Genomic DNA, 25,137 nt, shown 5'->3' on the forward strand with positions numbered 1-25,137 from the left:
GCCCGGCGGCTCGAGGACAGATCGGAGGCTTGCCTTCAACAGGGCCTTCGCCCATCAAATGCGCATCAAAAGTGGCGCCACTTGAGATCACTCGTCACGGGCAACCTATCGAACAGATTGCGCCGTTGCACGGGAACTTTGTCCATTGTATCGCAGTCGCGACTGCAATGAATTGAGCGGGGTTTATTTTCGAGATGAGCGAGGACAATGAGGATTTTCGGCTAAAGATAGATCCGTCCAAGCCTGAGTATGACATTGAGGAATGGCCATTCTTCCACCTCACTCGGGTGATCTCACTTTATCATATGAAGATGGATGCGGCCTTGAAGCCCGTGGGCATGGACGTCTCGCGCTGGCGCGTGCTGAACATCTTGGCTGTCAACAAGTTCGCGACGATCACAAAGATTGCTGGCGATGCGGTTATGCGAATGCCGACGATGGCGAAAATTATTCAGCGCATGGTCAACGAGGACCTTGTGACGACCAGAGAAGCTGCGGCCGATGGCCGTTCTACCGAAGTTTCCTTGACAGACAACGGCCGCCAAATGCTTCTGCTCGCGAAGGCCAAGGGCAGTGTTATCGCGCAGCAGGCATTCATGAACATCAGTGATGACGAGTTGAAGGCCCTCAACGAAATCTGCCGGAAAATCTACGGCAATCTGTCTCCATAAGGTTCTGCCGGCCACGCAGGGGCAGGTCCTTCCGACTTCGGCAACGGGATATGGGGCCGTTGCCGAAGACATTGGTCTTCGCGTTCCGCGGTCGACTGCAGGCTCCATGGCCACAGGAAAGGTTCGTTCGACATGGCAAGCAGCAGGAGCAAGGCGTTCGATCACAACGGATACGTCAGGATTGTGCCGATTTGCGGATATAGGGCGCAAGCAGCGCCAGATCGATGTCTCCAAGCCTGTCGGGCACGCTGAGCGCCTGATGCCAATAGGGGTAGGGAAGTGCCGGCAAGCTGACGGCATCGAGGCGCTCCGTCTCGTCCAAGGTCAACCGGATGTCGATCGAGTCCAGGTTCTGCGCCAGTTGCTCTTGGCTGCGCCCACCGATAATGGCCGAGGTCACGCCGGGCCTTGCCAATAGCCAAGCCAGGACGATCTGGGACGCCGGGACATTGCGCGCTTCAGCAATGGCGACCAAGACATCGACGATGTTATAGAGCTTGTCCCAGTCGTTGATCACCGGCTCCCGATAGCCGCCGACATGCCGGCCGGTGTCCGGCCCGCCAGTGCGTCGATATTTTCCGGAAAGGAGCCCGCCGGCGAGCGGCGACCAGACCAGAACACCCAGCCCCTGATCCTGGCTGATTGGGATCAGCTCCAATTCCGATTCGCGCGCGTTGAGCGTGTAGTGAATCTGCTGGCAAACGAAGCGATGGCGGTTGTGGCGGTCGGCGGCGGCCAATGCCTTGGAAATATGCCATCCCGAATAGTTCGAGCAGCCGAGATAGCGCACCTTGCCGCTGCGCACGAGTGCATCGAGCGCCTCCACGGTTTCCTCTATCGGCGTCGATCCGTCCCATTCATGCACCTGGTAAAGGTCGATGACATCGGTCTTGAGCCGCTTCAGGCTTGCCTCGGCCTGTTCGATGATGTGGCGCCGCGACAGCCCCTCGCCATTGGGGCCGTCGTGCATGCGGAAGCGAACTTTGGTGCCGACCAACATGCGCTGGCGGCGCCCGCTCTCGGCCAAGGCGATCCCGATCATCTCTTCGGAAATCCCGGCATTGTAGACATTGGCGGTGTCGATCAGGTTCACGCCACGGTCGAGACAGAGGTCGATCTGTCGGTTCGCTTGGTCCTGATCGGTGTTGCCCACCCGTTCGGAGCCACCAAAGGTGACAGACCCCATAGTCAGCACCGATACCTTGAGGCCAGTGTGGCCAAGATTGCGATATTCCATTTCTCACTCCTTTGCGGCCAGTTTGCCGGCGTTCCAGCGCGCGTGGTCGGATCCGAATGAAGCCGATGCGGGTACCGATATGGAGCGTCTGGCCGCTACCGTGCCTGCGGGCAGGATCGGCAGAAACCAAGGAAGCTGCGTTGCATCTTCGATCATGCGCCACAGTCGGACTGGATCTCGATAGGTCGAAAATAATATGATATTTCATATAAGCGATTGTCAAGTGGGTTGCGAAGGGTGGGCATGGCCGCCCGCATGGAAGCGGCGTTGGGTGTTCTTTGAGGGCGTTGGCGGCTATGCCATACTGGACCGGAAAATCAGAGGAAACGTGAAATGCGGAGCGGAGAAACTCAAGCTGAGGATGACGCCAACGGTCTTCCTGCGCCTGGCGCTTTCGTCCCCAATTACCTGCTTTATCTGCTGGCGGCGACCAGTGATGCCGCGAGCGCCGAGTTCAAGGCGATCGTGCGCCACCACAATCTGCGGCATCCAGAATGGCGCGTTCTGGCCTGCCTCTACGACGAGGAGGGTCTGATGGTGACGCGCTTAGCCGAGTTGGCGCTGATGGAGCAATCGCGCTTGACCAAGATCATCGACCAAATGAACTTGCGCGGCCTGGTGCGGCGGGGTTCCGACGTTGACGATGGCCGGCGCGTCCGCGTCTTCCTGACCCCGAAAGGGCGCGATTTAGCGACCCACCTGGTGACCGCTGCCCAGCGCCACGAAGCGCAAATTTTCGATTACCTGTTGCCTGGCGAAGGCGCACTCCTGAAGGCGCTGCTGCATCGCCTGCATTGCCGATTCTCTGCCAAGCCCGCGGACGCCGACTAGCGGAGGCCGGCTATTCGGCACCTTGGAAAACCTGCGTCGAAATATGCAGGAGAATTTTATCTGGACCTCTGGGGATGCGATGATATATGAAAAAGACTATATCGTTCACGGGGACGTTGCAGATGGCTCGTCCCGAGAGGAAATGTGCTGCGCTTGATTGGTTGCGGCTGGTTTGGGGGGAAGCATGCAGCAGACATGGCGCTGGTTTGGCCCGAAGGACAGCATTATGCTCGCCGATATCCGGCAGGCAGGAGCGACGGGCATTGTGTCGGCCCTCCATCATTTTCCCATTGGCACGCCCTGGACCAGCGAGGCAGTCCGCGAACGTCGCAACATGATTGCTGAAAGCGGCCTGACTTGGTCGGTGGTCGAGAGCATTCCGGTGCATGAAGACATCAAGCGTGGGGCTCCGGGTGCGGATCGTTTTGTCGAAGCCTTCGTGCAATCGATGCAGGCGGTATCTGAGAACGGAATACATACCGTATGCTATAACTTTATGCCCGTGGTCGATTGGACGCGCACCAACCTCTTCCATCCCACGGGGACTGGAGCTGCGGCGCTTCGGTTCGAGATGGCCGAATTTGCCGCCTTCGACCTGCATATTTTGAAGCGCCGCGCTCGGCACGCCTATTCCGATGCGGTGCTCGAAAAGGCGGATGAGATTGCGGCCAACCTTTCTGCCGAAGATGCGCAGCGCATCGAGCGGACCATTATTGCCGGTTTGCCTGGAAGCGAACTACACCATGATCTGGCGTCATTCCGTGCTCTTCTCGACTCCTATGCGGGAATCTCGGCCGACGATATGCGGCAGAACCTGCGCCGTTTCCTGCAAGCAGTGGTGCCGGAGGCCCGTGCCCTCAGTGTCAGGCTCTGCATTCATCCGGATGATCCGCCATTCCCCCTGTTCGGCCTGCCGCGCGTCGTTTCCGGCCTCGATGATCTCAAATGGGTGTTGGCATCCTCCGATCTCGTCGAGAACGGCATCACTTTCTGCGCAGGATCCCTGGGATCTGCGCTGCGCAATGACGTTCTGGCTCTGTTCGCTGCGGTCGCTGATCGTGTGCATTTCCTTCATCTGCGCAACGTAACTGTCGACGCGGACGGCTCATTCGAGGAGTCTGCCCATCTCGATGGGCGAGTGGATATGGCGCGACTGATCCGGCTGATCCGTCAGGAGGAACGGCGGCGCCGATCTGCCGGCCGAACTGACTGGTCCATTCCGATGCGTCCCGATCACGGACATCTTTTTGATGTCGATCGGGCACGCGCGACCAATCCTGGCTATTCCTATGTCGGGCGATTGCGGGGGTTGGCCGAGTTGCGCGGTGTCGAGCGCGCCATCGACGCGTTCTGTCGCGATTAGGGTTTTCAGCGCCATCACCGCAGAGGCAATCCGTAGACCAGGCCGCAGGTCGGCTCTATAGCTTCGTAGCGAGGGTCAGGCACTGACGTTCGCGTATGTCGAGTTGCCGGAGTAGGCGGCAAGCTGTCCGCACAGTTCCGGTGCGCTTTCGCGGCAACCGTTGCCCAAGCGGTATGCCGCAGCGCCGGACGTCGAAATCCGGATCACCAAACGCTTCAACGACGCCTAAGACGTCACGATATTTTTTGATCGAACCGGCAGCGGCCGGATCGAACAGACGTGCGTGCAATCATGGAAGCTTGTGTCAAATACTGACCCTGCCTCAATCGACGTCAGCGCTTCGATGATTTCATCGTCGTCCGCAACTCTGCTGGCCGCCTTAAGGCCCTCATGAGATCCCATCCTTCGCGCGTTCGTCTGCGAAGCATGGGCGAATAGACAGCAAAGCTTCAGAGTAAACCCAATCATCAGGTGCCGGTACTGAAAACCCATCGCCTCAGAGATGTCGCGGCTCGCTCATGTTGTTTCTCGTGGGCGAGGTGAAGAGACGATTGTTCTCAGTAGGGCCTCGAATATTGGCCTGACCAAAATTCTGCCCGGCCCGATCCGGCAAGGGTTCTTGTGTATTCCCTGCCGCCGGCAACACCTGGACCGTGTCCAGGTGGGTGAACGGTGGCCAATTGATGCGGAAAGTGCCAAAAAATGGCAGGAATTTCCAGCTTTCCCGAACCCCTCAATTTCATCGATGCAATATTTGTCTCCTTTTCATATTTTGTGGCTTGACCAAAATGCGATGTGGTGCAATATGGACAGGCCAATCAAGGAGGATGTTTTGGACACTCAGCGCTTCGATGTTGTGATTGCTGGCGGCGGCCATAACAGTCTGGCCTGTGGCGCGCTGCTGGCGCGCAGCGGTCTTTCGGTCTGTGTCGTGGAGCGCAATTCATGGATTGGCGGCGGCTGCGTCACGCGTGAAGTGACTGCCCCCGGCTTCAAGCACGATCTTTTCGGCTCGTCGCATGTCTGGATTCATGCCAACCCGGATTTCCAGGAGTTGCTGCCGGAACTCAAGCGGTTCGGCCTGGAATATATCTGGGAGCAGAACCACATTACCGGTCATCCCAATACCGATGGACCGGGCATCGTCGTCTACAAGGACGTCGCCAAGACCTGCGAGAGCATCGCCCGCTATTCCCAGAAGGATGCGCAGCGCTACCGCGAAATTTACGACCAATGGGGTGGTATAAAGGAGGGCTTCATCAAGGCCATGTTTTCGCCGCCGGGCAAGCCGGCGGCCATGACAGCTGCCCTGCAGACCAGTTACGAGGGCCTGCTTAAACTCAAGGAATTCAATCTTTCATCGCGGCAGTTCGTGATGCAGAATTTCGAGAACGATACCGTTCGCGCCTTCATCCTAGGCTGGGCGTTGGCGCCGCAGATCTTTCCCGATACCGAGGCGACCGGCCAGTCCTTCTATATCCTGATCCCCGGCATCCACACCTATGGCGCAGCCATTCCGCTGGGGGGCTCCATGATGCTGCCGACCGCTTTGGCGCGCTACATCGAGGCTCACGGGGGCAAGGTGATGACCGAAGCGCCGGTCGACAAGTTCATCGTCGGCGACGATGGTGCATGTGCAGGCGTCCGGCTCAAGTCGGGCCAGCAGATCCTGGCAGCCAAAGGCGTCGTTACCGGCCTTGGGCTCAAAGTCTCGTTCATCGATTGCACTGAAGAACGGCACCTCAGCCCCGACTTCATCCAGGCCTGCAAAAACTTCTCCTACGGCTCGGTTTCGATCGCGCGCGCGCATTTCGCCCTTAAGGAACTGCCCAACTACAAGAACGGGCCGGAGATGAATGCCTGCGCCTTCCATCGCATCTTCGGCACGCTGCACGATATCGACGTGCAATATGCCGAGATCATGATGGGCAAGGCGCCTACCAATCCCTTCCTCTGGTCTGCCGGCTGGACCAAACTCGATCCGTCGCGGGCACCGAAAGGTCACCATACGCTGATCCTCGATACCTTCGTTCCAAGCCGATTGGCCAATGGCGTGAGCTGGGCGGACTATATCGAGGAGTATGTCGATACGGTGCTTTTGCCGGTGATGCGCCGCTACACCACCAACATGACCAAAGACAACATTCTCGGCACTTACTACGAAACCGGCGTCAGCCTCGAGGAGGCCAACCCGGCTTTCGTTTCCGGCAATACCACCGGTGGCGAACGGCTGCTTTCGCAGATGGGCTACTTCCGGCCGCTGCCCGGCTATTCGCAGTACAAGTCACCAATTCCCAAACTCTACATGACCGGCCCCAGTTGCCATCCCGGCGGCGGAATCACGGCCATGGGTACCATCACAGCCAATGTCATGCTGCGCGATTTCGGCATGCCTCACCGCGCTCTGAATTAAGCAGGAGAATATCTGAATGCGCCAGCGGATCGAAAAATACACCGCCCTCATTGTTCAACCGCATGTCGAAGTGGCAGTGGATCGCCAAGGGATCAAGCGCAACCTGCAGCGCGCCCTCGACCTGATCGACTTCGGCGTCGGCTATAACTGGGAAGTGCCGGTGCGGCTCGCCGTGTTTCCGGAGTATTTCCTGCAAGGTGTGACAACGCCGGGCAAGGGTGAGCACACTCTCCAGGACTTCATGAAGAAGGCGATTACTTTCGAGGACGAGGAAATCCAGATCCTGATCGAAAAGTGTCGGGAATACGACATGTACATTGCTGGCGGTGGCCTGATCGAAACGGTGCCGCAGTTCCCCGATCGCTGGTTCAACACCGCATTCATTCTCGGCCCTAAGGGGGTCGAACTGAAATACCATAAATACCACATCCCGGCATCGATCGGTCTCGGTACCTCGCCGCACGACATGTGGGACGAATACACGGCCGTCTTCGGCGACAGCATCGAAGACTTGTTTCCTGTGCTTGATTCCCCGATCGGCAAGCTAGGCTGCATGACCTGTCACGACGGCTGTACGCCCGAAGCGTCGCGCGCGCTCGGCTATAACGGCGTCGAAGTGATCTGCCATCCGGTCGCGCTGCAGGAAATTGAAGGCGTCTCTGCGCCATGGGATTTCTGGATGTTCACCCGACGCACGCGGGCCCATGACAACATGGCGTATCTGCTTGGCTCGAATTGGGGCACCGTCGACTACAAGTACTATCCGAAAGCCTTCTGCGCGGGCAATTCCTTCGGCATTGACTACACCGGCATGGTGATGCGCCACGCTCCGTATCCGGAGGAGCAGGTGCTTTCCGTGACTATCGATATCGAGGCGTTGCGTGAACACCGGACCCAGATCAACCACAACACGTGGGTTGATGTGCGCTCCGAGGCGTTCCGAAAGATCTACGAACAGCCGATCTATCCGCCCAATCTGTTTCCGTCGGGCAATCCGCCACGCAATCTCGCGCACAAAATGCAGGGCGCCTACACCTCCATGGATCAGATGTATGCGCGCGGTCAGTTCGTCATGCCGTTCGACAAACATGGGATGAAACACTCCGACCTGCTCAAGTCGCGCATCACGTCGGCGCAGGCCCGCGGAACCCTGAAGAAGGATTGAGCCGATGCGCGTGACCACACCGATCACGGATCTGGACGTGACCATCGCTAGCTTGCGGGTCAAAGACGGCGCCCTGGTTATGGAAAATGCGGCCACGGACGCCATGAAGACCTGCGCGGTGCTTGAGCCGAGCGACGTTCGTCTGGTGTTGCGTGCCGTCCTGCGTCCAAGCGTGATCTGGTTTGCGTTCACGAGCGCTTTCCGGCCCGCGGGGCCTACGCCCAGAGCTACGCAAAAGCCCATAGAAGATCATCCTACGGCAAACCCTTGGTAAGGCGACGAACATGAACAAACCTCTGAACTCCACCGAAAACGGGGCAGCCGAAACGACCTCCGTTGCGCAGCAAACCGGCGCCGACGTGCTGGTTTCTGCACTCAAGGCCAATGGCATCTCCACGATGTTCGGTTTGCCCGGCGGGCAGCTGGACAATCTGTTTGACGCTATTCAGCGCACCGAAGACTTCAAGATTATCCGCAGCCGGCATGAACAGGGTGCTGCCTACATGGCGTTCGGCGCGGCGCGTTCGACTGGCAAGCCGGCCGTGTTCTCGGTGGTGCCCGGACCCGGCATCATGAACGCCATGGGGGCACTCTCGACGGCTTGGGCCACCAATGCGCCAGTCCTCAGCCTTTGCGGCCAGATCCCGAGCGACGCCATCGGTTCGGGCCGCGGTTACCTGCACGAAATCCCGGATCAACTCGCCACCATGCGGACGATGCTGAAACATGCCGAGCGGATCAACACTCCGCACGCCGCCCCGCAGTTCATCAATGACGCGTTCGTGGCGATGCAAACCGGACGTCCTGGCCCCGTCCACCTGGAAATGGCGCCGGACGTCATGGGCGCGCAGACCCGTGCTGTCGACTGCCAGGCTGCCGATGTGCCCGAGCGCCCCAGCGCGAATGTAGCTTCGATCTCAGAGGCCATTGCGCTTTTGAGGACTGCCAAGCGCCCGCTGATCTATGTCGGCGGGGGTGCCGTGGGTGCAGCCGTCGAAGTCAACCAGTTGGCGCGCTTGATCGAAGCGCCGGTGACCAGCTTCCGCTCGGGGCGGGGGATCGTGGACGACCGAGACTATCACGCCCAAGTCTTCCCCGCCGGGCGGCGGCTTTGGGCCAATGCCGATGTGGTCTTTGCCATCGGAACGCGGCTCAAATATCCGCAACTCTATTGGGGGCTCGATGAGAACATCAAGATCATCCGGCTCGACATCGACGCGCATGAGTTCGACCGCTACGCGCAACCGGCCGTGGCGCTCCACGGCGACGCCCGCGCCACGTTGCGCCATCTTCTGCCTGAACTCGAGCGGTCGATGACGTCGCGCCCCGCTTCGCGAGAAGAAGAGTTGACTATGCTCAAGCAGAGCCTGAACGCCAAGATGGCCGACCGTGTGGGTCCGCAGATGGCCTATCTCAAGGCGATCCGCGATGTACTGCCAGCCGATGGTATCTTCTGCGACGAGATCACCCAGGTCGGTTACACCTCCTGGTTCGGCCTGCCGATCTACAATCTACGCGGCCATGTCAGCTGTGGCTTCCAGGGCACGCTGGGCTATGGCTATGCCACCGCGCTCGGCGTAAAGGCGGCCAATCCGGACAAGGTTGTGATCAGCGTTTCCGGCGATGGAGGCTTCCTCTTCACTGCCACTGAACTTGCAACCGCCGTCGAATACGGCATCAAACTGATCACCGTCATTTTCAACGATAACCGCTATGCCAACGTCTATCGCCAGCAGAAGGATTGGTACGACGGCCGCTTCATCGCCTCGGATCTGCATAATCCCGATTTCGTCAAGTTTGCCGAGTGCTTTGGCGCGAACGCCATGCGCGTCGCCAATCCCGACGAACTGCGACGGGCGCTTGAGACCGCGATGACGCTCGACGGGCCCACTATCATCGAGGCGCACCAGGAACGTGACCTGCCGGCACCGTGGCAATACATCCTTGAGGCTCCGGTCCGAGGCCCCAAGGCAGCGCTCGGAGCTTAAATCATGGCGCGCCACGTTCTCTCATCGACAACATTGAAGCGCCTTGAGCAGCCGGCTCCCTTCTGGATCGACGGCAAGCCGGTGCGCAGCGGGCGAACGGTCTCGCTCTGCAATCCGGCAACCGGCCAGAGCTTTGCAGAATGCCACGTCAGCACTGGGCACGACGTCGATCAGGCCGTGGCGGCTGCCCGTGCCGCGTTCGTTAATCCGGACTGGGCGGGGATGAATGCGGCCGTGCGCGCCCGTATCCTCTGGCGCCTGGCCGAGCTGATCGATGCCCATGCGATCGAGCTCGCGGAGCTTGAAACCCTCTGCATGGGCAAGCCGATCGCTGCTGCCATGCGGATGGAGGTACCATTCTTCGCCGAGACGTTTCGATATTTCGCCGGCTGGTGCACCAAGATCTCCGGGATGTCGGCGCCACTGTCCTTCCCTGCTGGTGATCTACATGGGCTTACCTTGCAGGAGCCTGTGGGCGTCGTCGGCATGATCCTGCCCTGGAACGGTCCGCTGGTCATTGCCGGCTGGAAGATCGCACCAGCGCTTGCTACCGGCTGCACCTGCGTGATCAAGCCTGCGGAAACCACGCCGCTCAGCCTGTTGCGGTTTGCCGAACTCGCTGCGCAGGCGGGTGTGCCTGATGGCGTCATCAATATTGTGACCGGCAGCGGCAGCGAGGTCGGCAGCGCCATCTCCCGGCATCCCGGCGTCGACAAGCTCGCATTCACCGGGTCGACGGGAACCGGGCGCGCGCTGCTGCAGGATGCTGCCGCCAGCAATCTCAAGAAGCTTAGCCTCGAATTGGGCGGCAAGTCGCCGGTGCTGGTGTTTGACGATGCCGATCTCGATGCGGCGGTTGATGGTGCGGTCGATGCGATCTTTGGCAATTCCGGGCAAGTCTGTGTCGCCGGGTCACGTCTCTACCTTCAAAAGTCCATCCGCGACGATTTCGTCGCCCGCCTGACCGAGAAAGCCAACGCATTGCGTATCGGTGATCCTATGGACGAGAAGACTCAGCTCGGTCCGATCGCATCGCAGGCTCATCTGGATGCCATTCATCGCCGGGTCGAAGAGGGTGTAGCCGGCGGCGCGGTTCTCCTTTGCGGGGGCAGACAGGCAGATAGTCCCGGTAGCTACTACCCGCCAACGATACTCGATGTCGCCGATCAGTCGAATGGGCTCGTTCAGGACGAGATCTTCGGACCGGTGCTTTGCGTCGCCACCTTCGAGTCGGAGGAGGAGGCCATCGCTCTCGCCAATGGCACGCGCTATGGACTCGCCGCCAGCGTTTGGACTAGCCAGATCGACCGGGCTTTTCGCGTCTCGCGTGCGGTTCAATGCGGCGTCTTTTGGGTCAACACCCACAATATTCCCGATCTCGGCACCCCCATCGGGGGGTATGGGCAATCTGGCTGGGGGCGTGAACTGGGTCATCTCGGCCTTAGCGAATACCTCCAATCTAAATCCGTAATGTTCAAAATCTCGCCGGCCCCGATGTCGGCAGGGAGGCTTCAATGACGATCAAGACCAAGTCAACGCTCGAGACGATCAAGCCTTACGTTCAGGGAAAGAGCACGCTCGAGGGCATTGCCGAGCCGCTCAAGCTCTCGTCGAACGAGCTTCCGTATCCGCCAAGTCCCGCTGCGATCAAGGCTTTCCATGCCGTGTCCGCATGTCTCGGCCGTTATCCCGATGGCGCCCAGACTGCGTTGCGCCAGGCAATCGCCGAGATCTATGGTATCGATGCCGGCAGCATCTTTGCCAGCAACGGATCCGAGGAGGCTATCGGTCTCGTTATCCGCTCCGTTCTTTCGGCTGGCGACAACATGGTCATCAGCGAGAACAGCTTCTTAATGGCCGAGATCTATGCGCGGTCCTGCGGGGCCGAGATCCGCAAGGCCAAGGAGACCGACTATCGGGTCGACGTCGACGCACTGCTGGCTCTTGTCGATCAGAATACGCGCATCATGTATGTTTGTTCGCCCAACAATCCCACCGGCACCTTCACGCCGGCAAGCGAGTTGGCGCGTTTGGAGGCGGCTCTTCCCCCCGGCGTGCTGATGATAATAGATTCAGCCTACGCGGAGTTCGTCACGGACCCAGCTTACGATTGCGGCATCGCCACGCTGTTCAAACCACAGGGCCGTGTTGTCGTCACTCACACCCTCTCGAAAGCCTACGGGTTGGCCGGTATCCGGATCGGTTGGGCAGCGGCACCCACCGATATTATCGATGCCGTGTCGCGCCTGCGCACACCGTTCAACACCAATATCGCTGCCCTGAGCGCGGCGGAAGCGGCCATTCGTGATCGCGGCTATCTGGACGCGATCACGGGAATGATCAATCAGACGCGCGAATGGTTCACCGAAGGTCTGACGGCGCTCGGCCTTTCGGTTGTCCCAAGTCATACCAATTTCGTTCTGATCGTCTTTCCAGCAGGGGGAAGTCAAGCGTGCGATCTGGATGCCACGCTGCAGCGCGCGGGTATTTTGGGACGCGCAGTGACCGGGGGGGCGAACGAGTTTCGCATTACCATCGGCACCAAGGAGCAGATGCAACAGACACTCGATGTGGTCCGCCAATGGGTCAGTTCGTACTCGTCATACTAGGCGCAGCCTGGAGGCGTAATTAAAGCGGGAGCCGACCGACCTGAACGAAGTACGGTTTGGTTGGGAACAAAGGGAGAGAGAAATGAAACGTCACGTTCGAGACTTGATCGCCGCCGCATCCGTGTTGCTCGCAACGACAGCTACGGTCAAAGCGGACAGCGATATTTCGCACAACTGGAACTCGGAAAGTGAAGTAGCCGCGCTACGCGTATTCCGAGCCAAGTATGAGGCGCTGGGAGGCACCTGGAAGGAGACGTCGTTTCCGGATACCGAAAAGAGCTTGGCGTCGACGAAGACCCGAATCATCGGCGGCAACCCGCCAATGGTGCTGCAAAGCGCTCTCGGGGGCACTCTGAAGAGCTTCCAAGAAGGCGGGCTTTTGCAGGATATGGACAGCGTCGCCGTTCCCGAGAACTGGGACTCCAGGTTGCCGGAAGTGCTGGCTGCCAGCGTTAAATATGAAGGCCACTACGTTGCCGCGCCTGTGTTCGTCGATGTCATCAACTGGATGTACACCAACAATGACGTTCTAACCGCTACCGGCGTGTCGCCGCCCAATAGCTGGAGTGAATTCATGACCGCCCTGCCTAAGATCAAGGCAGCCGGTTTCATTCCGCTGGCGGTGGGCGGCGAGTCCTGGCAGGAGGGTATCCTCTTCGATCACGCGCTGCTATCGGTTGGTGGAGCGGACCTTTATGACGCCGTCATGCGTGGCGACGTGGATTCCGTCGACGACGGAAAGCTAACCGAGGCCTTCAATGCGTTCGGTGCCCTGCGGGAATTTACCGATGAAGGCAAGGTCGGTCGCAGCTGGAACGACACTAATACCTTGATGGTGACGGGCAAGGCCGCGTTCTTCTTCATGGGGCCGTGGGCGGCCGATAGCTATGCTTCCCTCGGTGCTGAAGGCAGCAAGTGGTCCTGCCGTCTGACCCCGTGGTCGAAAGCGCTCGCAGTGGTATCCGGTGGATTCCAGTTCATTAAAGTCGCCGACGAAAACGACGTCAAGGCCCAGGCACTGTTCGCCACCGCCGTGATGGATCCGGCCACCCAGATTGCGGCAGCTCAGGCAATGGGCACGTTGCCTGCCGTCAAGAGTGTCGATCCGACCCAATTCAGGGGCTGCGTGGCCAAGGCCGGCTTGGCGATGAAGTCCGGTGACATCGTGGACCATTGGAACGGTCGCACCGCCATTGTCGGCAATGCGCTCAAGGACACGGTCACCGCGTTTTGGAATAGCGAGATGTCGTCTGAAGACGCGGTCGCTGCCTTCAAGGCGGCGCTGCAATAATTCCCGACCGGAGCCCGCGGCGCGCGGCTCCGGTCGATTTCTACTGTCAAAAAAAGGGGAGGGGTATGCGCGGAACCTGGAATCATACGAAGGCCGCCCTGGTGCTGATCCCCAGCGCCGTCGTCGCATTCTATTTCATCTGGGGATTCGGTGGCTACACGGTTTTCCTGTCGATCACCAAGTCGACTTTTCTTCCCGATCACACGGTGATCGGCGCTGCCAACTTCGCCGAGCTGTTCGCCGACAAGCGTTGGTGGGTTGCGTACCGCAACATGTTCATATTTGGCGGGCTCTACCTCGTTGGCTGCATAGTCGGCGGTGCACTTTTGGCCGTTCTGCTCGATCGGCTGACAAAGGGCGAGGCTCTGTTCCGGACGATCTTTCTGTACCCGATGTCGCTCTCCCTTGTGGTCACTGGCCTGTCGTGGCAATGGCTGCTCAATCCCACAAGCGGCATCCAGGAACTGCTTCGAAGCGCCGGTTTTCACGGTTTCAAGTTCGACTGGCTCGTTAATCCGGATCGAGCCATCTACGCGATCGTCTTTGCCGCAGTCTGGCACGGGACCGGCCTGATCATGATTCTGTTCCTCTCGGGCATCAAGTCGACGGACGTGGAGCTCTGGAAGGCTGCCCGTATCGATAACATTCCCGTCTGGCGTGTCTATGTCAGTATCATTTTCCCGCAGCTTCGTTCGACGCTGCTGACGGCCATCATGCTGTTAGGCTTCCAAGTCGTTCGCAGCTTCGATGTCGTCGTCGCATTGACCAATGGGGGCCCCGGCTTCGCTTCTGACGTGCCGGCGCGCTACGTATTCGAGTACTTCTTTCAGCGTGGTGAAATCGGTCGCGGTGCTGCAGGCGCTGTGGTCATGGTGGCCACGATGATCACAATCATTATGCCCTATCTGATCTTTGAACTGCGGAGGAAGCACTCATGAGACAACGGCGCACCTTCCGCACAGCTGTGCTTTATGCGGGCCTGTTTCTGTTCGCGCTCTATTTCCTCGCGCCGATCTATGTGATGACCGTGGCGTCATTCAAATCGCTGGACGACGTGCGCAGCTCGTCGATTATCGCCCTGCCGCGAGTTTGGACCATCGAGCCTTGGATAAAGGCATGGGCGGGCGCCTGCAGCGGCATGACCTGCGACGGCATTCGCCCCTATTTTATCGCCACTTTCGAGATCGCCATTCCAGCGGTGATCCTAGCGGTGCTGATAGGATCGCTCAATGGTTACGTGATGGCGAAATGGCGGAGCCGCGGCGCCGATGTCCTGTTCGGCATGCTGCTGATCGGCAGTTTCATCCCGCTACAGCTCTTCTTGATACCTCTGGCGATCACTCTTCGAGAGCTCAACATGTATGGCACGACCGTCGGCCTGATCCTGATCCACACCGTCTACGGCATTCCGTTAACGACGATGCTGTTTCGCAACTATTACGTGACGCTGCCCAATGAGCTTGTCAAAGCGGCGATCATGGACGGGGCTGGGTTCTTCAAGATCTTTTTCCACATTATCCTGCCTCTCTCCCCGTCGATCATCATCGTGGCCGTGATTCTGGTGTTCTCCGGCGTCTACAACGATTTCCTGTTTGCGCTGACGTTCGGGGATACCAGCAAGAAACCCATCATGGCGGCGGTGCAGAATATCGTGGGGTCCACCTATGGCATCAAGGAATACAACGTCAACGTTGCGGCTGTGATGATCTCAGCGTTGCCGACTTTGATTTTGTTCTTGGTGGCAGGAAAGTTTTTCGTGCGTGGTCTCACGCAAGGCGCAGTCAAGGGGTAGCCCAATGTCGTTGGAATTGGCGAATGTCGGTAAATCGTTCGGGAGCGTTTCCGTGCTCCAGGACGTCAACATCAAGATCGAGGACGGCGACTTTCTTGTCTTGCTAGGCGGCAGCGGGTGCGGCAAGTCCACATTGCTCAACTGCGTCGCCGGGCTCGACGACGCGTCCGCAGGGCGGATATTGATCAAGGGTCGCGATGTCACGATGCTTGATCCGAGCGCGAGAAACGTCGCGATGGTGTTTCAGTCCTATGCACTTTATCCCACTATGACGGTCGAGCGGAACATTAGTTTCGGGCTCGAATGCGCCGGGGTAAGCAAGGCCGAAAGATCCAAACACGTCGAGCGCGTTGCCGCGCTGCTCAGGATTTCCGACCTGCTCAAGCGTCGGCCTTTTCAGCTTTCAGGCGGTCAGCGCCAGCGGGTTGCCATTGGCCGTGCGCTCGTGCGCAATCCCGATATTTTTCTGCTCGACGAGCCGATGTCGAATCTGGATGCGAAGCTGCGCAATCAGATGCGTGAGGAGCTGCGCGAGCTGCACAAGACCCTTGGCGCCACCTTTGTCCTCGTGACACATGATCAGATCGAGGCGATGTCGATGGCAACGAAGATTGCCGTGCTCGACCGTGGCCGTGTCCAGCAGTTCGGTACGCCCTACGAAGTCTACCATCGTCCGGAAAACATGTTCGTGGCTGCGTTTGTTGGCGCGACCAAGATGAACTTCCTCGAAGGCAAGTTCGCTCTGGTTGACGCCGTTCCCCACATCCAGATTGGATCGAGCCGGATCTCGTTGGCTGGCTATGTGTATGCGGATCAGCCTCCGAAGGAGGGGGACACCGTCGTTCTCGGCGTTCGGCCCGAAAATATCTATCGCTCGCTGGAACGTGTCGAGGGCAATCACTATCTCGAGGTGGACCTCAAGGTCGAGCGGACTGAGCTGACCGGTGGCGATGTGCTCGCGTCCTTCGAATTCGAGCGGCAGGCACTGTTATGCCGGTTCCGCTCCAGCCGGACGCCTGATGTTGGCGCCGTCCAGAAGCTTTATGTGGATATGCAAAACTGTTCGCTTTTCGATAAAAGGACAGAACGCAGACTCTGAAGCATGCCTGGATGGAGACTTAGCCCGCATGATCAATTCACTGGCAAACGGTCGGCTTTATCAAAAGGTCGCAATTGATCTGGCGCATCGCATCAGTGCGGGAGAGTTTTCAACCTCGGATCGATTGCCGACGGAGCGCATGTTGGCTGAAACCCTACAAGTTTCGCGACCAACGGTTCGAGAGGCCCTGATCGCTCTGGAGATCAAGGGGCTCATTGAGATTCGGGGCGGTTCTGGCAGCTACGTGTGTCGCCAGCCGGATGTCACGACCGAACTCGATCGTCTGTTCGATCTGGGCCATTCACCGTTCGAGATCATGCAAACGCGCCTGCTCTTCGAGGGCGAAACGGCTGCGGTTGCGGCCGAGAAGGCCGGTGAGGCTGATCTGGCAGCGATGCAAGCGGCGATTGCAAAGTCTTGGGAGGAGTTCGAAGCCCACACCATGCGCCGCTCGAACATTGCCAACGATGCCGACGGCATGTTCCATTTTGCCATCGCCAATGCATCCGGAAACAGCCTGACAGCCTCGATCATCCACCATCTCTGGAAGCGGCTGCGCTCGCCGATTATGGGGGCGATGGAGGACCGGGTGGACATCGAACAATATGCCGAAATTCAGATCATGGACCATGAACGGATCTTCCAGGCCATTAAGTCCAAGGATGCGGCCGCGGCCAAGGACGCTATGCACCGTCACCTGCGTCGCTACATCAAACTGTTGCAGACCAAGTAAGACGTCCCGCCTTTCTTGCCGGAACCCGGTCGACCATCTGAAACGGTCCGTTTCGGACGGCGAGGCATGAGTACAACGCAGGAGCAGATCGTGGTGTTGAGGTGCAGGCAAGGACTATCGATCGGTGAAATCGTGGATTCCATCCGTGGTGACTTCGAAGAGCTTAGCGACCGGGTCTGGGAGACACCGGAACTGCTCTACCAGGAGGTTCGTTCCGCTTTGCTCCACCGCCAGGTTCTCGAAAAATACGGATTCCGTATTGAAGCGCCGCTCGGGGGTGTCGTTACCGCCATGACCGGCGAATTTGGAGCGGGCGGGCCGGTGATCGCCATTCTCGGTGAGTTCGATGCCTTGCCCGGACTTAGCCAGCGGGCCGGGCTCGATCGTGCCGAGCCCGTCGAAGCCGGCGGCAATGGTCACGGTTGCGGGCACAATCTACTCGGGGCCGGAGCTCTTCTGGCCACTGCTGCCGTGAAAATTTACCTGGCCGAACATGGCCTGCCGGGCCGCGTGCGCTATTACGGCTGCCCGGCCGAGGAGGGTGGCGCTGCCAAGACCTTTCTGGTGCGAGACGGATACTTCGCCGATTGTGCCGCCGCTCTCAGCTGGCATCCCATGGCATTTAATGGCTTGATTCCGGCTCGCTCGCTCGCGGCAGCCAGCATCGATTTCACCTTTGTTGGCCGTTCCGCTCACGCCGCGGCCAATCCGCATCTCGGGCGCAGCGCGCTCGATGCTGTTGAGCTAATGAGCGTTGGCGTGAACTACATGCGCGAACACATACCCACCGATTGCCGGGTACACTATGCCATTCTCGATGCTGGCGGACGTGCGCCGAATGTGGTGCAGGAGCGGGCGGTCGTGCGCTACTCGGTCAGGGCACGCAACCTGGCCGATATGGCCGGGCTGGTCGAGCGCGTGCGGCAGGTGGCCGACGGCGCGGCACTGATGAGCGAGACTAGGGTGAGCGCTAAGGTTGTTTCAGCAATGTCTGACCTCCTGTGCAATGCGCCGCTTAATTATCTTTTGCACGATAAACTGATCGAGGTGGGCCCGCCGCAGTTCGATGGTGCCGAACGAGCGTTAGCGGCTCGTATGCAGGCAACTTGGTCAGAGCAGACGACGGAGGCGGCCTTTATCTCGGCGGGTATTGCGCAACGTCCGGCCGTTCTTTGCGACTGGGTCTTGCCACATGAGGCCGATAGTGGGCAGGCGCCGGGGTCTACCGATCTCGGCGATGTCAGTTGGGTTGTGCCGTTCGCGCAGATCGGTATGGCAACCTGCGCCATCGGCACCCCGGGTCACACCTGGCAGATGACTTCACAAGGTAAGACCAGTGCAGCACATAAGGGCATGGTGCAGGCCGCCAAGGTGCTGGCGACGGCGGCCATCGAGCTAATCAACCAGCCGGAGACGCTCGAACGGGTCCGAGCTGACTTTGCACGCCGGACTGCGGAGAGGCCCTATCGGTCGCCGTTGCCGGCAGAGGCCATGCCGGGCGTTGTCTAATCGACGGTCACATAGCCAAGCCAAGTCAAGCCTCACATCGCACTCATGCGCTCCATCGGGACCGTCTCCGCCAGCATCGCTTGGTTCGATGAGGGTGTTCACTAAAGCAGTTCGTTCGGCGCCGAATTTCTTCTCATCACGAGAATGGAGGCTGCAGTTACAAGGCTTGGGTCCATCGGGTACGAAGTTATGGAAGAGATGCGAAGCCGGCCTCACCGATCGGAGTTGCTGTCTCCGCGGAACGATGGGCGCGGTTTCGACGGCGGTCAGGGCCGCGTCAGCACCGAATAGCTCGGATAGTCGCTTGCCCAACCGTGTTTAAGCGGGGCGACGAAAACATTCTCCGTGCGTGTGCGTGCAATTTTCCAGATGCCGTCGACTTTCTTATAGAGATTATTCAGGCGGCTTGAGCGAAGCAGCGCAGAGCCGTCGGAAAATATCCAAGGCTGGCAGTGGACCCACTGTCCGTCGGCGTGGTCGCCGTCGACGTGAATCTGTTCGGACGTCAAGTAATGGACGTTCAATAGAAGACGAGGATCGCGTTCCTTGTCCCAGAAAGCCTGAAAGTGCTTGCGGATAGCCGCCTTTCCTACACAGCGGCCAAACTGGTTGTCATAGTACTGTCCGACGCCTTCCCAGATCGCGTCCTCGGCGTAGAGGGCGAGTATCGCTTCGATCCGTGCTTCCTCGTTGACGATACTGTAGTCGGGGCACGGCGTATCGCAGAGGAACATGTAGCGTGCCTGGATACGGCGGATGTCTGCCTCCGCCTCCAGCAGTTCGATTCGACGGACCAGCCCCGCCACGGTTTGCGCAATATCGGTGTCCGACATCGTCTACGTCCTCTGTCTGTTGTCAAAATCTCGTTGCGCCGACTGCGACGATGCGCCCACGCGTCGCGGCGGGGTGAGTTGACGTGCCGCGGTCTGATGTCGGATGATATTGCCCTTCCGCCCGGGACGCGATTGCTTTGCCTTGAGGTCGGATACGGCACAGTCGAAGGGATGCAGGTCTTGAATGCCCGGAAAATGACAAATGCGAACCCGGTCCGCATCGATGTGGCCGATGCTCCTTCCGCAACGGTCTCTCTGGAGGACGGCGTCGAATCTACATTTTCTGGTAAGGGCGATTGGCCCTATTACTGGGTTTCCCGCGTCAGCGCGCTCTATGCGCTGGAGCTGGAGAAACGCCTGAAGCCCATCGGGCTCGACGTTTCGCGTTGGCGCGTGCTCGCGTCGTTGTTGGAGCACGGCGGCCTCGGTGTGTCCGAGATTTCCGACTATTGTATTTTGAAGCTCAACACCACCACCAAAATCGTGCAGCGGATGACAGCGGAAGGGCTGGTGACGACGCGCGGCAGCCCGTTCGACGGGCGCGTGACCGAAGTGCAGTTGACTGAAGCGGGGAGTGAAGCGGCGCTTCGCGCGGCGCGGATTGCGCAGCAGCTTTTCGAACGGACCTTCTCCGATTTCGAGAAAGATGAGATCGCCCAGCTTAATCGGCTTCTCAAACGGCTCTTCGCCAAGCTGGCCTGATCCGGTCGGCATGCCCACCCCCCTTCCCCTCGCAGCTCGAGCGGTGGCGCAGGCCATCGTTACAGGGCGGGAATTTCCAGCGCGCGTCCCATTCGCGCCTCGATGCGCATGAAGCGCCAAAGCCGGTATTCGCCGATTTCGATCGTCCGGAAGAGGTTGCACGCCGCCTTGACAGTCTCTCTGTCCGGGCAATCCGCCATCAGGTAACAGGTCCAGGGAAAGCCTGCGGGCGAGGCTCCGACCATTGTCTCGTCGTCATCGAGCGTACCGATGATGGACACGTTAGGCAGAGCCGCGACCCGCTGCAGGAACTGTGAAAAGCCCGCCCACACTGCGCCGATGTCCTTAGACGGCAGGTCGAAGAAATTCTGATCGACGGCGATGCAGAACAATGTGCGGATGGGTTTCATTTCGGTCATGTCGGACCCCTTATTCTCTTAGAGTTCAAGTGGTTGATGCGGCGCGTCTGCGATCGCGCACGCTGTATCTATGCCCAGCAGGGGCAAGGTCAACGGTTGAAAGCGTGCATCAAATTACTAGAAAAATAAAGTGAAAAATATAGTACATAATCGATTACGCCGCGGTGACATGGGCAGTCCCGTTGCAGTCTGGTCAAGGCTGGCTGCTGTGCGCCGCCCACGATCCTGCGGTTAGATAATAGAAAAAGAGATAGAAAATTCTAGTAAATTGCCGTGCCGGCGTTGACGCTTTACCGAAATACGGTAATATTACCGTTATTGAAGGGAGGGAGAGCCGGTGACTGAAACCCCTATGCAGCCACAAAATTCTGCGTTGTCCCAAACCTTCAGGATTGGGGGCGACGGCCTGACGGTGGCGATCAAAGAGTGCCTGTCGATCCGTGGCCTCGTCACCCGCTGCGGGTGCCGCGCGCTTGCCTGCGGCCCTTCGTCCGCGTCAAACGCTGATGTCGTCGATGCATTGATTGACAATGGTTGCGCGATCATCGGAACGGCCAATATGCATGAGTTGGCCTTTGGCGTGACCGGCGTAAACGATTATCTGGGAACGCCCCTCAATCCGCGGTGGCCCGACCGCATTCCCGGCGGCTCGTCGTCAGGCTCGGCTTCGCTCGTGGCGGCAGGCGCATGTGATTTCGCCGTCGGAACAGATACGGGCGGCTCCGTCCGCGTTCCGGCCTGCTGTACCGGGATCTTCGGGATGAAGCCGACCTACGGCCGAATTAGCCGCACGGGGGCCATTCCGGCGGAAAGCTCGATCGACTGCATCGGTCCGCTGGCCCTCACGGCTGCGATGCTTACGCGCTCTATGGAGTGCATGGACCCGTCTTTCAAGCGGCAGGATGCTGCCGGACCGTTCCGAATCGTTGCGGTAACCGTCGCGGCTTCGCAAGAGGTTCAGGCGGCGTTCGACGCAGCGCTCGAGGGGCTCGTTGCGGCTTCGACGCCGCTCGAAGGGTTGGCGCGAGCTTACCAGGCGGGCCTTGTCGTCATCAATGCCGAGATGGCGCGGGCATTTGGCGATCTCGCGCGGGCAAGCGAGGGCCTTGATCCCGAGGTGCGCAGTCGCATTCTCGCCGCTGTCGACAGTTTCGATTCGGCGGCGCTTGAGCGTGCCGAAGAGGTGCGTACCCTTTTCCAGCAAGAGGTCGATGCGGCGCTCGCGCATGCCGATGCGCTGGTCTTGCCGACCATGCCCGTCGTTCCGCCGCGTCTTGCCGAGGCCGGCGATATGCAGGCCCTCATCCCACTCACAGTGCTTGCGCGCCCGTTCAATCTGTCTGGGCATCCGGCTGTGACTGTCCCGATCCGCACTGCGGGCGGTCTGCCGGCTGGTGTTCAACTCATTGGCCGGCGCGGTGAAGACGAAACGCTTTGCGCCGTTACGGAATGGGTCGCGCAACAGCTGAAGATCAACGGAGATCCGCTTTAATGAACATCCCAATAGCCGCCAGACAGCGGAACGAATCCGCCGCTCTCGATGCGCTTCTCGACGAGATCCGTTGCCGGCGCGACGAATTTGAGAAACTGACATATGTGCCGCTCGACATCGTGGAAAAACTGCAGCAGGTCGGCGTCTATCGCGCCTTCGTGCCCAGGGAGTTTGGTGGCGATGCGCTCTCGCCGATGTCGTTCCTCAGGCTGGTCGAGGCGCTTTCAACAGCGGACGCCTCCACCGGCTGGGTCGCCAGCTTTGGCGTCTCATCGACCTATTTGGCGGCGCTGCCGCCCGAAACCTTCGCGAAGATATATGCTGACAACCCCGATACAGTCTTCGCCGGTTCGATCTTTCCGCCACAACAGGCCGTGCGAACCGACGGCGGCTTCAAGGTGGCGGGCCGCTGGCCCTATTGTTCCGGTTGCATGGGCGCATCGCTGATAGGTGCGGGAATCCGGAGCGACGAGGGCAATGCCGGTGGATTGCCGCGCATGGCCGTCATGCCGCGCAAACAAGTCGCGATCAAGCATACCTGGGAGACGGTGGGGCTTGCTGCGACCGGGAGTCACGACATTGTTGTCGAAGACGTATTTGTGCCCGAGGAGTGGACTTTTGTGCGCGGTTCGAAGGCGCAGCGCGACGATGCGATCTTCCGATATCCGTCAATGGCCCTCGCTGCACAGGTTCTCGCCGTTGTGGGTCTTGGAACAGCGCGCGAGGCGCTCGACTGGATCCACGCCGAGGCACTTTCGGGTCCGTCCATTACGGGGGCGCCGTCGATCGGCATGCGACCATACATCCAGGCCGAACTCGGGCGGGCAGAGGCGCAACTGCGCGGAGCACGGGCATTCTTCTATGAAACGACCGAGGAAGTTTGGGAGGCCGTAAACCGGGGCGATGAGATCTCCCCGCAGATGCGGGTGCGCCTCAGGCTTTGCGCAACCAATGCGGCGAACGAAGGCGCGGCGGTAGCCCAGGCGGCATTCCGCATGGGCGGCGCGTCGGCCATCAATCGGGGCCACGTGCTCGTGCGTTGTCTTCTGGATTCCGCCGCAGTGGCCCAGCACGCCTTCCTCGGAATCGGGACGTGGACATCGGCCGGTGCGGGCCTGCTCGCTCAGGCTGTGCCGCCCGGTTTTCCGTGAGGCAGTTGAAAGACACGTAGCTAACAAGCGTCAGCAAGGAGGGAGTGATGAACATCGCATTGAAGGAAGATGACCGGGATTATGCGGAGTGGGTCGGCAAGGACCGCGTCCGCACGCCCGTCTACAGCGACCCGTCGCTGTTCGAAGCAGAGATGGAGAAGATCTTCAGCAAGACATGGGTCTGGGTTGGGCATGTCTCCGAAGTTCCGGACAAGGGGTCGTTCAAGACCTCCTGGGTCGGCACGCAGCCTGTGATCATCTCGCGTGACCGCAAGGGAGACCTGCATGTTCTCGTCAATCGATGCCGGCATCGCGCGGCAACGGTCTGCGAACACACGCGCGGCAAGACCAGCTCCTTCCAGTGCCCTTACCACGGCTGGGGCTACGCCCTCGACGGCTCGTTGCGCGGCGTTCCCTACTCCGAAGGCTACGACGAGACGTTCGACAGGAGCCAGTTCGCACTGAAGCGGCTGAAGGTCGACGTCTATGCGGGCATGATCTTCGCCTCGTTCAACGGAGACGTGGAGCCGCTGGAGGACTTTCTCGGGAACGCGCGGCGCTGGATCGATCTCTTCATGAAGCAGGGTGGTGGTTTCCCCGTGAAGGTAAATGGCGAGCACCAGTTCCAGTTCCCGGGCAACTGGAAGATCCAGCTCGAGAATACCACCGACGCCTACCACTTCCCTGTGGTCCACAAACCTTTCCTGCAATCACTCGATTCCGAAACCGAGGAGCTTTTCTCCTTCCTCGGGGGGGACGGTTTCGTCGAAGATCTCGGCAACGGCCACTCTGTCATGGTGATGATGCCAAGCCTCATCGACCTCGATGGCGAAGGCTGGGAGATTCCAGACCGGTTCGCAGAACTCGCGGAGCAGTTGCGCGGCCGATATGACGAGGACCAGGTTTGCCGGATCGTCAAGGCGGTCGGTGGCGTCGGCTTCAACCTCAATCTGTTTCCGAATGTTGCCTGTTCCCTCTCGTTCTTCCGCGTGCTGCATCCCGTCAGCGCGGACCGCACAGACATCAGGCACCTCGCACTCGGCATGGAGGGTGGTCCAGAGGAAGCCAACCAGATGCGCTTGCGGCTGCACGAGCACTTTCAGGGGCCGATGGGCTTTGGCAGCCCTGACGATGCCGAGGTCTGGGAGCGTGTCCAGCGCGGAACGGCCGGCGCGCCCGAGCTCGATATCATGGTCAATCGCGGGGACGGGCTTGAAAAGCCAGGCCCGAACGGCCTGCCGCAGGGCGATGTCAGTGCCGAAACCGGCATGCGTGCGGCCTATGCGATGTGGAAGAGGATGATGTCCCAATGAACGAACATGTGAGAGTGGACGGCGGCATTTCGCTGCGTGAAGCCGAGGAGTTCATCTGGCGCGAGGCAGAGATTCTCGACCGCGCCGACTACAACGCTTGGTTAAAACTCTGGCTCGACGGGGGCTTCTATGTGATTCCGCTGAAGCCTGACGAAACCGACTTCAAGAACACGCTGAATATTGCCTACGACGATGCGCATATGCGGCGTATGCGAGTGGATCGTCTCCAGGGTGGCTTTGCCATTTCGGCGACGCCGGCAGCCCGCACTGTGCGCCTCCTGTCCCGTTTCGTCCCGATCGAGATCGGCGCGGATTTCATTCGGGTAAGATCGGCAATGCATCTGACCGAAGACAAATTCGGACGGCAGCGCTCGTTCATCGCAAATGTCGAACATCGCCTGGAACGGGGGGATGGCGGGCTTTTCATTCACGACAAGGTCGTGAGATTGATCAATGCCGATGGGGTGCTGACGTCGATCAGCTATTTGTTCTGATGCCAGCGCCTCTTCCCATCCTAACGCAGACG

The 25,137-nt window shown here is 59.5% G+C and carries 23 protein-coding genes; 20 read left to right on the forward strand and 3 right to left on the reverse strand.

Features of this window, described 5'->3' with window-relative positions; all coding sequences use genetic code 11:
• The first annotated feature begins 194 nt into the window (after nt 1-194).
• Nucleotides 195-671: a MarR family winged helix-turn-helix transcriptional regulator gene (locus tag IB264_RS19585; RefSeq protein ID WP_025429832.1), complete on the forward strand. Its 477-nt coding sequence runs from the start codon at nt 195-197 to the stop codon at nt 669-671.
• A 175-nt stretch (nt 672-846) separates the two neighbouring features.
• Here the strand turns inward: IB264_RS19585 and IB264_RS19590 are convergent, their stop codons facing one another.
• Nucleotides 847-1,908 carry an aldo/keto reductase gene (locus tag IB264_RS19590; protein ID WP_025429833.1) on the reverse strand — a complete coding sequence of 354 codons (1,062 nt, stop codon included), beginning with the start codon at nt 1,906-1,908 and terminating at the stop codon, nt 847-849.
• 333 nt (nt 1,909-2,241) lie between these two features.
• Between IB264_RS19590 and IB264_RS19595 the strand changes: the two genes are divergently transcribed.
• The 14 genes from IB264_RS19595 to IB264_RS19660 all read left to right on the forward strand — a co-directional run bounded on the left by IB264_RS19595 (nt 2,242) and on the right by IB264_RS19660 (nt 18,701).
• On the forward strand, nt 2,242-2,739 hold the full coding sequence (locus IB264_RS19595; protein WP_025429834.1) for a MarR family winged helix-turn-helix transcriptional regulator: 498 nt from the start codon (nt 2,242-2,244) through the stop codon (nt 2,737-2,739).
• A gap of 184 nt (nt 2,740-2,923) precedes the next feature.
• On the forward strand, nt 2,924-4,102 hold the full coding sequence (gene uxuA / locus IB264_RS19600; protein WP_025429835.1) for a mannonate dehydratase: 1,179 nt from the start codon (nt 2,924-2,926) through the stop codon (nt 4,100-4,102).
• Nucleotides 4,103-4,604: 502 nt separating this feature from the next.
• Nucleotides 4,605-6,515: an NAD(P)/FAD-dependent oxidoreductase gene (locus IB264_RS19605; protein WP_210335642.1), complete on the forward strand. Its 1,911-nt coding sequence runs from the start codon at nt 4,605-4,607 to the stop codon at nt 6,513-6,515.
• 16 nt (nt 6,516-6,531) lie between these two features.
• Nucleotides 6,532-7,680, forward strand: coding sequence for a nitrilase-related carbon-nitrogen hydrolase (locus IB264_RS19610; RefSeq protein ID WP_025429838.1), 1,149 nt, complete (start codon nt 6,532-6,534; stop codon nt 7,678-7,680).
• 4 nt (nt 7,681-7,684) lie between these two features.
• The gene (locus tag IB264_RS19615) at nt 7,685-7,954 is read left to right on the forward strand and encodes a hypothetical protein (protein ID WP_025429839.1); all 270 of its coding nucleotides are present in this window, start codon (nt 7,685-7,687) and stop codon (nt 7,952-7,954) included.
• Between the two features lie 10 nt (nt 7,955-7,964).
• Entirely contained in the window at nt 7,965-9,668 is a 1,704-nt protein-coding gene (locus IB264_RS19620; RefSeq protein WP_025429840.1) for a thiamine pyrophosphate-dependent enzyme, read from the forward strand.
• Between the two features lie 3 nt (nt 9,669-9,671).
• Entirely contained in the window at nt 9,672-11,186 is a 1,515-nt protein-coding gene (locus IB264_RS19625; RefSeq protein WP_192433959.1) for an aldehyde dehydrogenase, read from the forward strand.
• A complete protein-coding gene (gene hisC / locus IB264_RS19630) occupies nt 11,183-12,277 on the forward strand; it encodes a histidinol-phosphate transaminase (protein ID WP_057224537.1) in 1,095 nt (364 codons plus the stop codon). Before IB264_RS19625 ends, hisC begins: the two co-directional genes overlap by 4 nt.
• 82 nt (nt 12,278-12,359) lie before the next feature.
• Complete coding sequence (locus IB264_RS19635) at nt 12,360-13,568, forward strand: ABC transporter substrate-binding protein (protein WP_192433961.1); 1,209 nt, start codon at nt 12,360-12,362, stop codon at nt 13,566-13,568.
• 65 nt (nt 13,569-13,633) lie between these two features.
• The gene (locus IB264_RS19640; protein ID WP_057224533.1) at nt 13,634-14,506 is read left to right on the forward strand and encodes a carbohydrate ABC transporter permease; all 873 of its coding nucleotides are present in this window, start codon (nt 13,634-13,636) and stop codon (nt 14,504-14,506) included.
• Complete coding sequence (locus IB264_RS19645; protein WP_025429845.1) at nt 14,503-15,360, forward strand: carbohydrate ABC transporter permease; 858 nt, start codon at nt 14,503-14,505, stop codon at nt 15,358-15,360. Before IB264_RS19640 ends, IB264_RS19645 begins: the two co-directional genes overlap by 4 nt.
• Nucleotides 15,361-15,364: 4 nt before the next feature.
• Nucleotides 15,365-16,459, forward strand: a complete 1,095-nt coding sequence (locus tag IB264_RS19650) for an ABC transporter ATP-binding protein (protein ID WP_025429846.1) — start codon at nt 15,365-15,367, stop codon at nt 16,457-16,459.
• Nucleotides 16,460-16,487: 28 nt separating this feature from the next.
• Nucleotides 16,488-17,192, forward strand: coding sequence for a FadR/GntR family transcriptional regulator (locus IB264_RS19655; protein WP_025429847.1), 705 nt, complete (start codon nt 16,488-16,490; stop codon nt 17,190-17,192).
• A 66-nt stretch (nt 17,193-17,258) separates the two neighbouring features.
• Nucleotides 17,259-18,701 carry an amidohydrolase gene (locus IB264_RS19660; protein WP_082571808.1) on the forward strand — a complete coding sequence of 481 codons (1,443 nt, stop codon included), beginning with the start codon at nt 17,259-17,261 and terminating at the stop codon, nt 18,699-18,701.
• A gap of 266 nt (nt 18,702-18,967) precedes the next feature.
• Here IB264_RS19660 and IB264_RS19665 read toward each other — a convergent pair whose 3' ends face one another.
• Nucleotides 18,968-19,534: a nuclear transport factor 2 family protein gene (locus tag IB264_RS19665; RefSeq protein ID WP_025429849.1), complete on the reverse strand. Its 567-nt coding sequence runs from the start codon at nt 19,532-19,534 to the stop codon at nt 18,968-18,970.
• Between the two features lie 96 nt (nt 19,535-19,630).
• On the opposite strand from IB264_RS19665, the gene IB264_RS19670 reads away from it, so the two are divergent.
• A complete protein-coding gene (locus IB264_RS19670; protein WP_200954035.1) occupies nt 19,631-20,236 on the forward strand; it encodes a MarR family winged helix-turn-helix transcriptional regulator in 606 nt (201 codons plus the stop codon).
• Nucleotides 20,237-20,295: 59 nt separating this feature from the next.
• On the opposite strand, the gene IB264_RS19675 is transcribed toward IB264_RS19670, so the two are convergent.
• Nucleotides 20,296-20,655, reverse strand: a complete 360-nt coding sequence (locus IB264_RS19675; RefSeq protein ID WP_025429851.1) for a hypothetical protein — start codon at nt 20,653-20,655, stop codon at nt 20,296-20,298.
• A 337-nt stretch (nt 20,656-20,992) separates the two neighbouring features.
• Between IB264_RS19675 and IB264_RS19680 the strand changes: the two genes are divergently transcribed.
• The 4 genes from IB264_RS19680 to IB264_RS19695 are packed head-to-tail and all read left to right on the forward strand — an operon-like array spanning nt 20,993 to nt 25,105.
• Nucleotides 20,993-22,147, forward strand: coding sequence for an amidase (locus IB264_RS19680; protein WP_244445452.1), 1,155 nt, complete (start codon nt 20,993-20,995; stop codon nt 22,145-22,147).
• Entirely contained in the window at nt 22,090-23,298 is a 1,209-nt protein-coding gene (locus tag IB264_RS19685) for an acyl-CoA dehydrogenase family protein (protein ID WP_246811790.1), read from the forward strand. Before IB264_RS19680 ends, IB264_RS19685 begins: the two co-directional genes overlap by 58 nt.
• Before the next feature lie 47 nt (nt 23,299-23,345).
• Entirely contained in the window at nt 23,346-24,611 is a 1,266-nt protein-coding gene (locus tag IB264_RS19690) for a Rieske 2Fe-2S domain-containing protein (RefSeq protein ID WP_025429854.1), read from the forward strand.
• On the forward strand, nt 24,608-25,105 hold the full coding sequence (locus IB264_RS19695; protein ID WP_025429855.1) for an aromatic-ring-hydroxylating dioxygenase subunit beta: 498 nt from the start codon (nt 24,608-24,610) through the stop codon (nt 25,103-25,105). Before IB264_RS19690 ends, IB264_RS19695 begins: the two co-directional genes overlap by 4 nt.
• Nucleotides 25,106-25,137: the final 32 nt, after the last annotated feature.

It is taken from the genome of Ensifer sp. ENS11 (genome assembly GCF_014851895.1).
Taxonomy (GTDB): Bacteria; Pseudomonadota; Alphaproteobacteria; order Rhizobiales; family Rhizobiaceae; genus Ensifer; species Ensifer canadensis.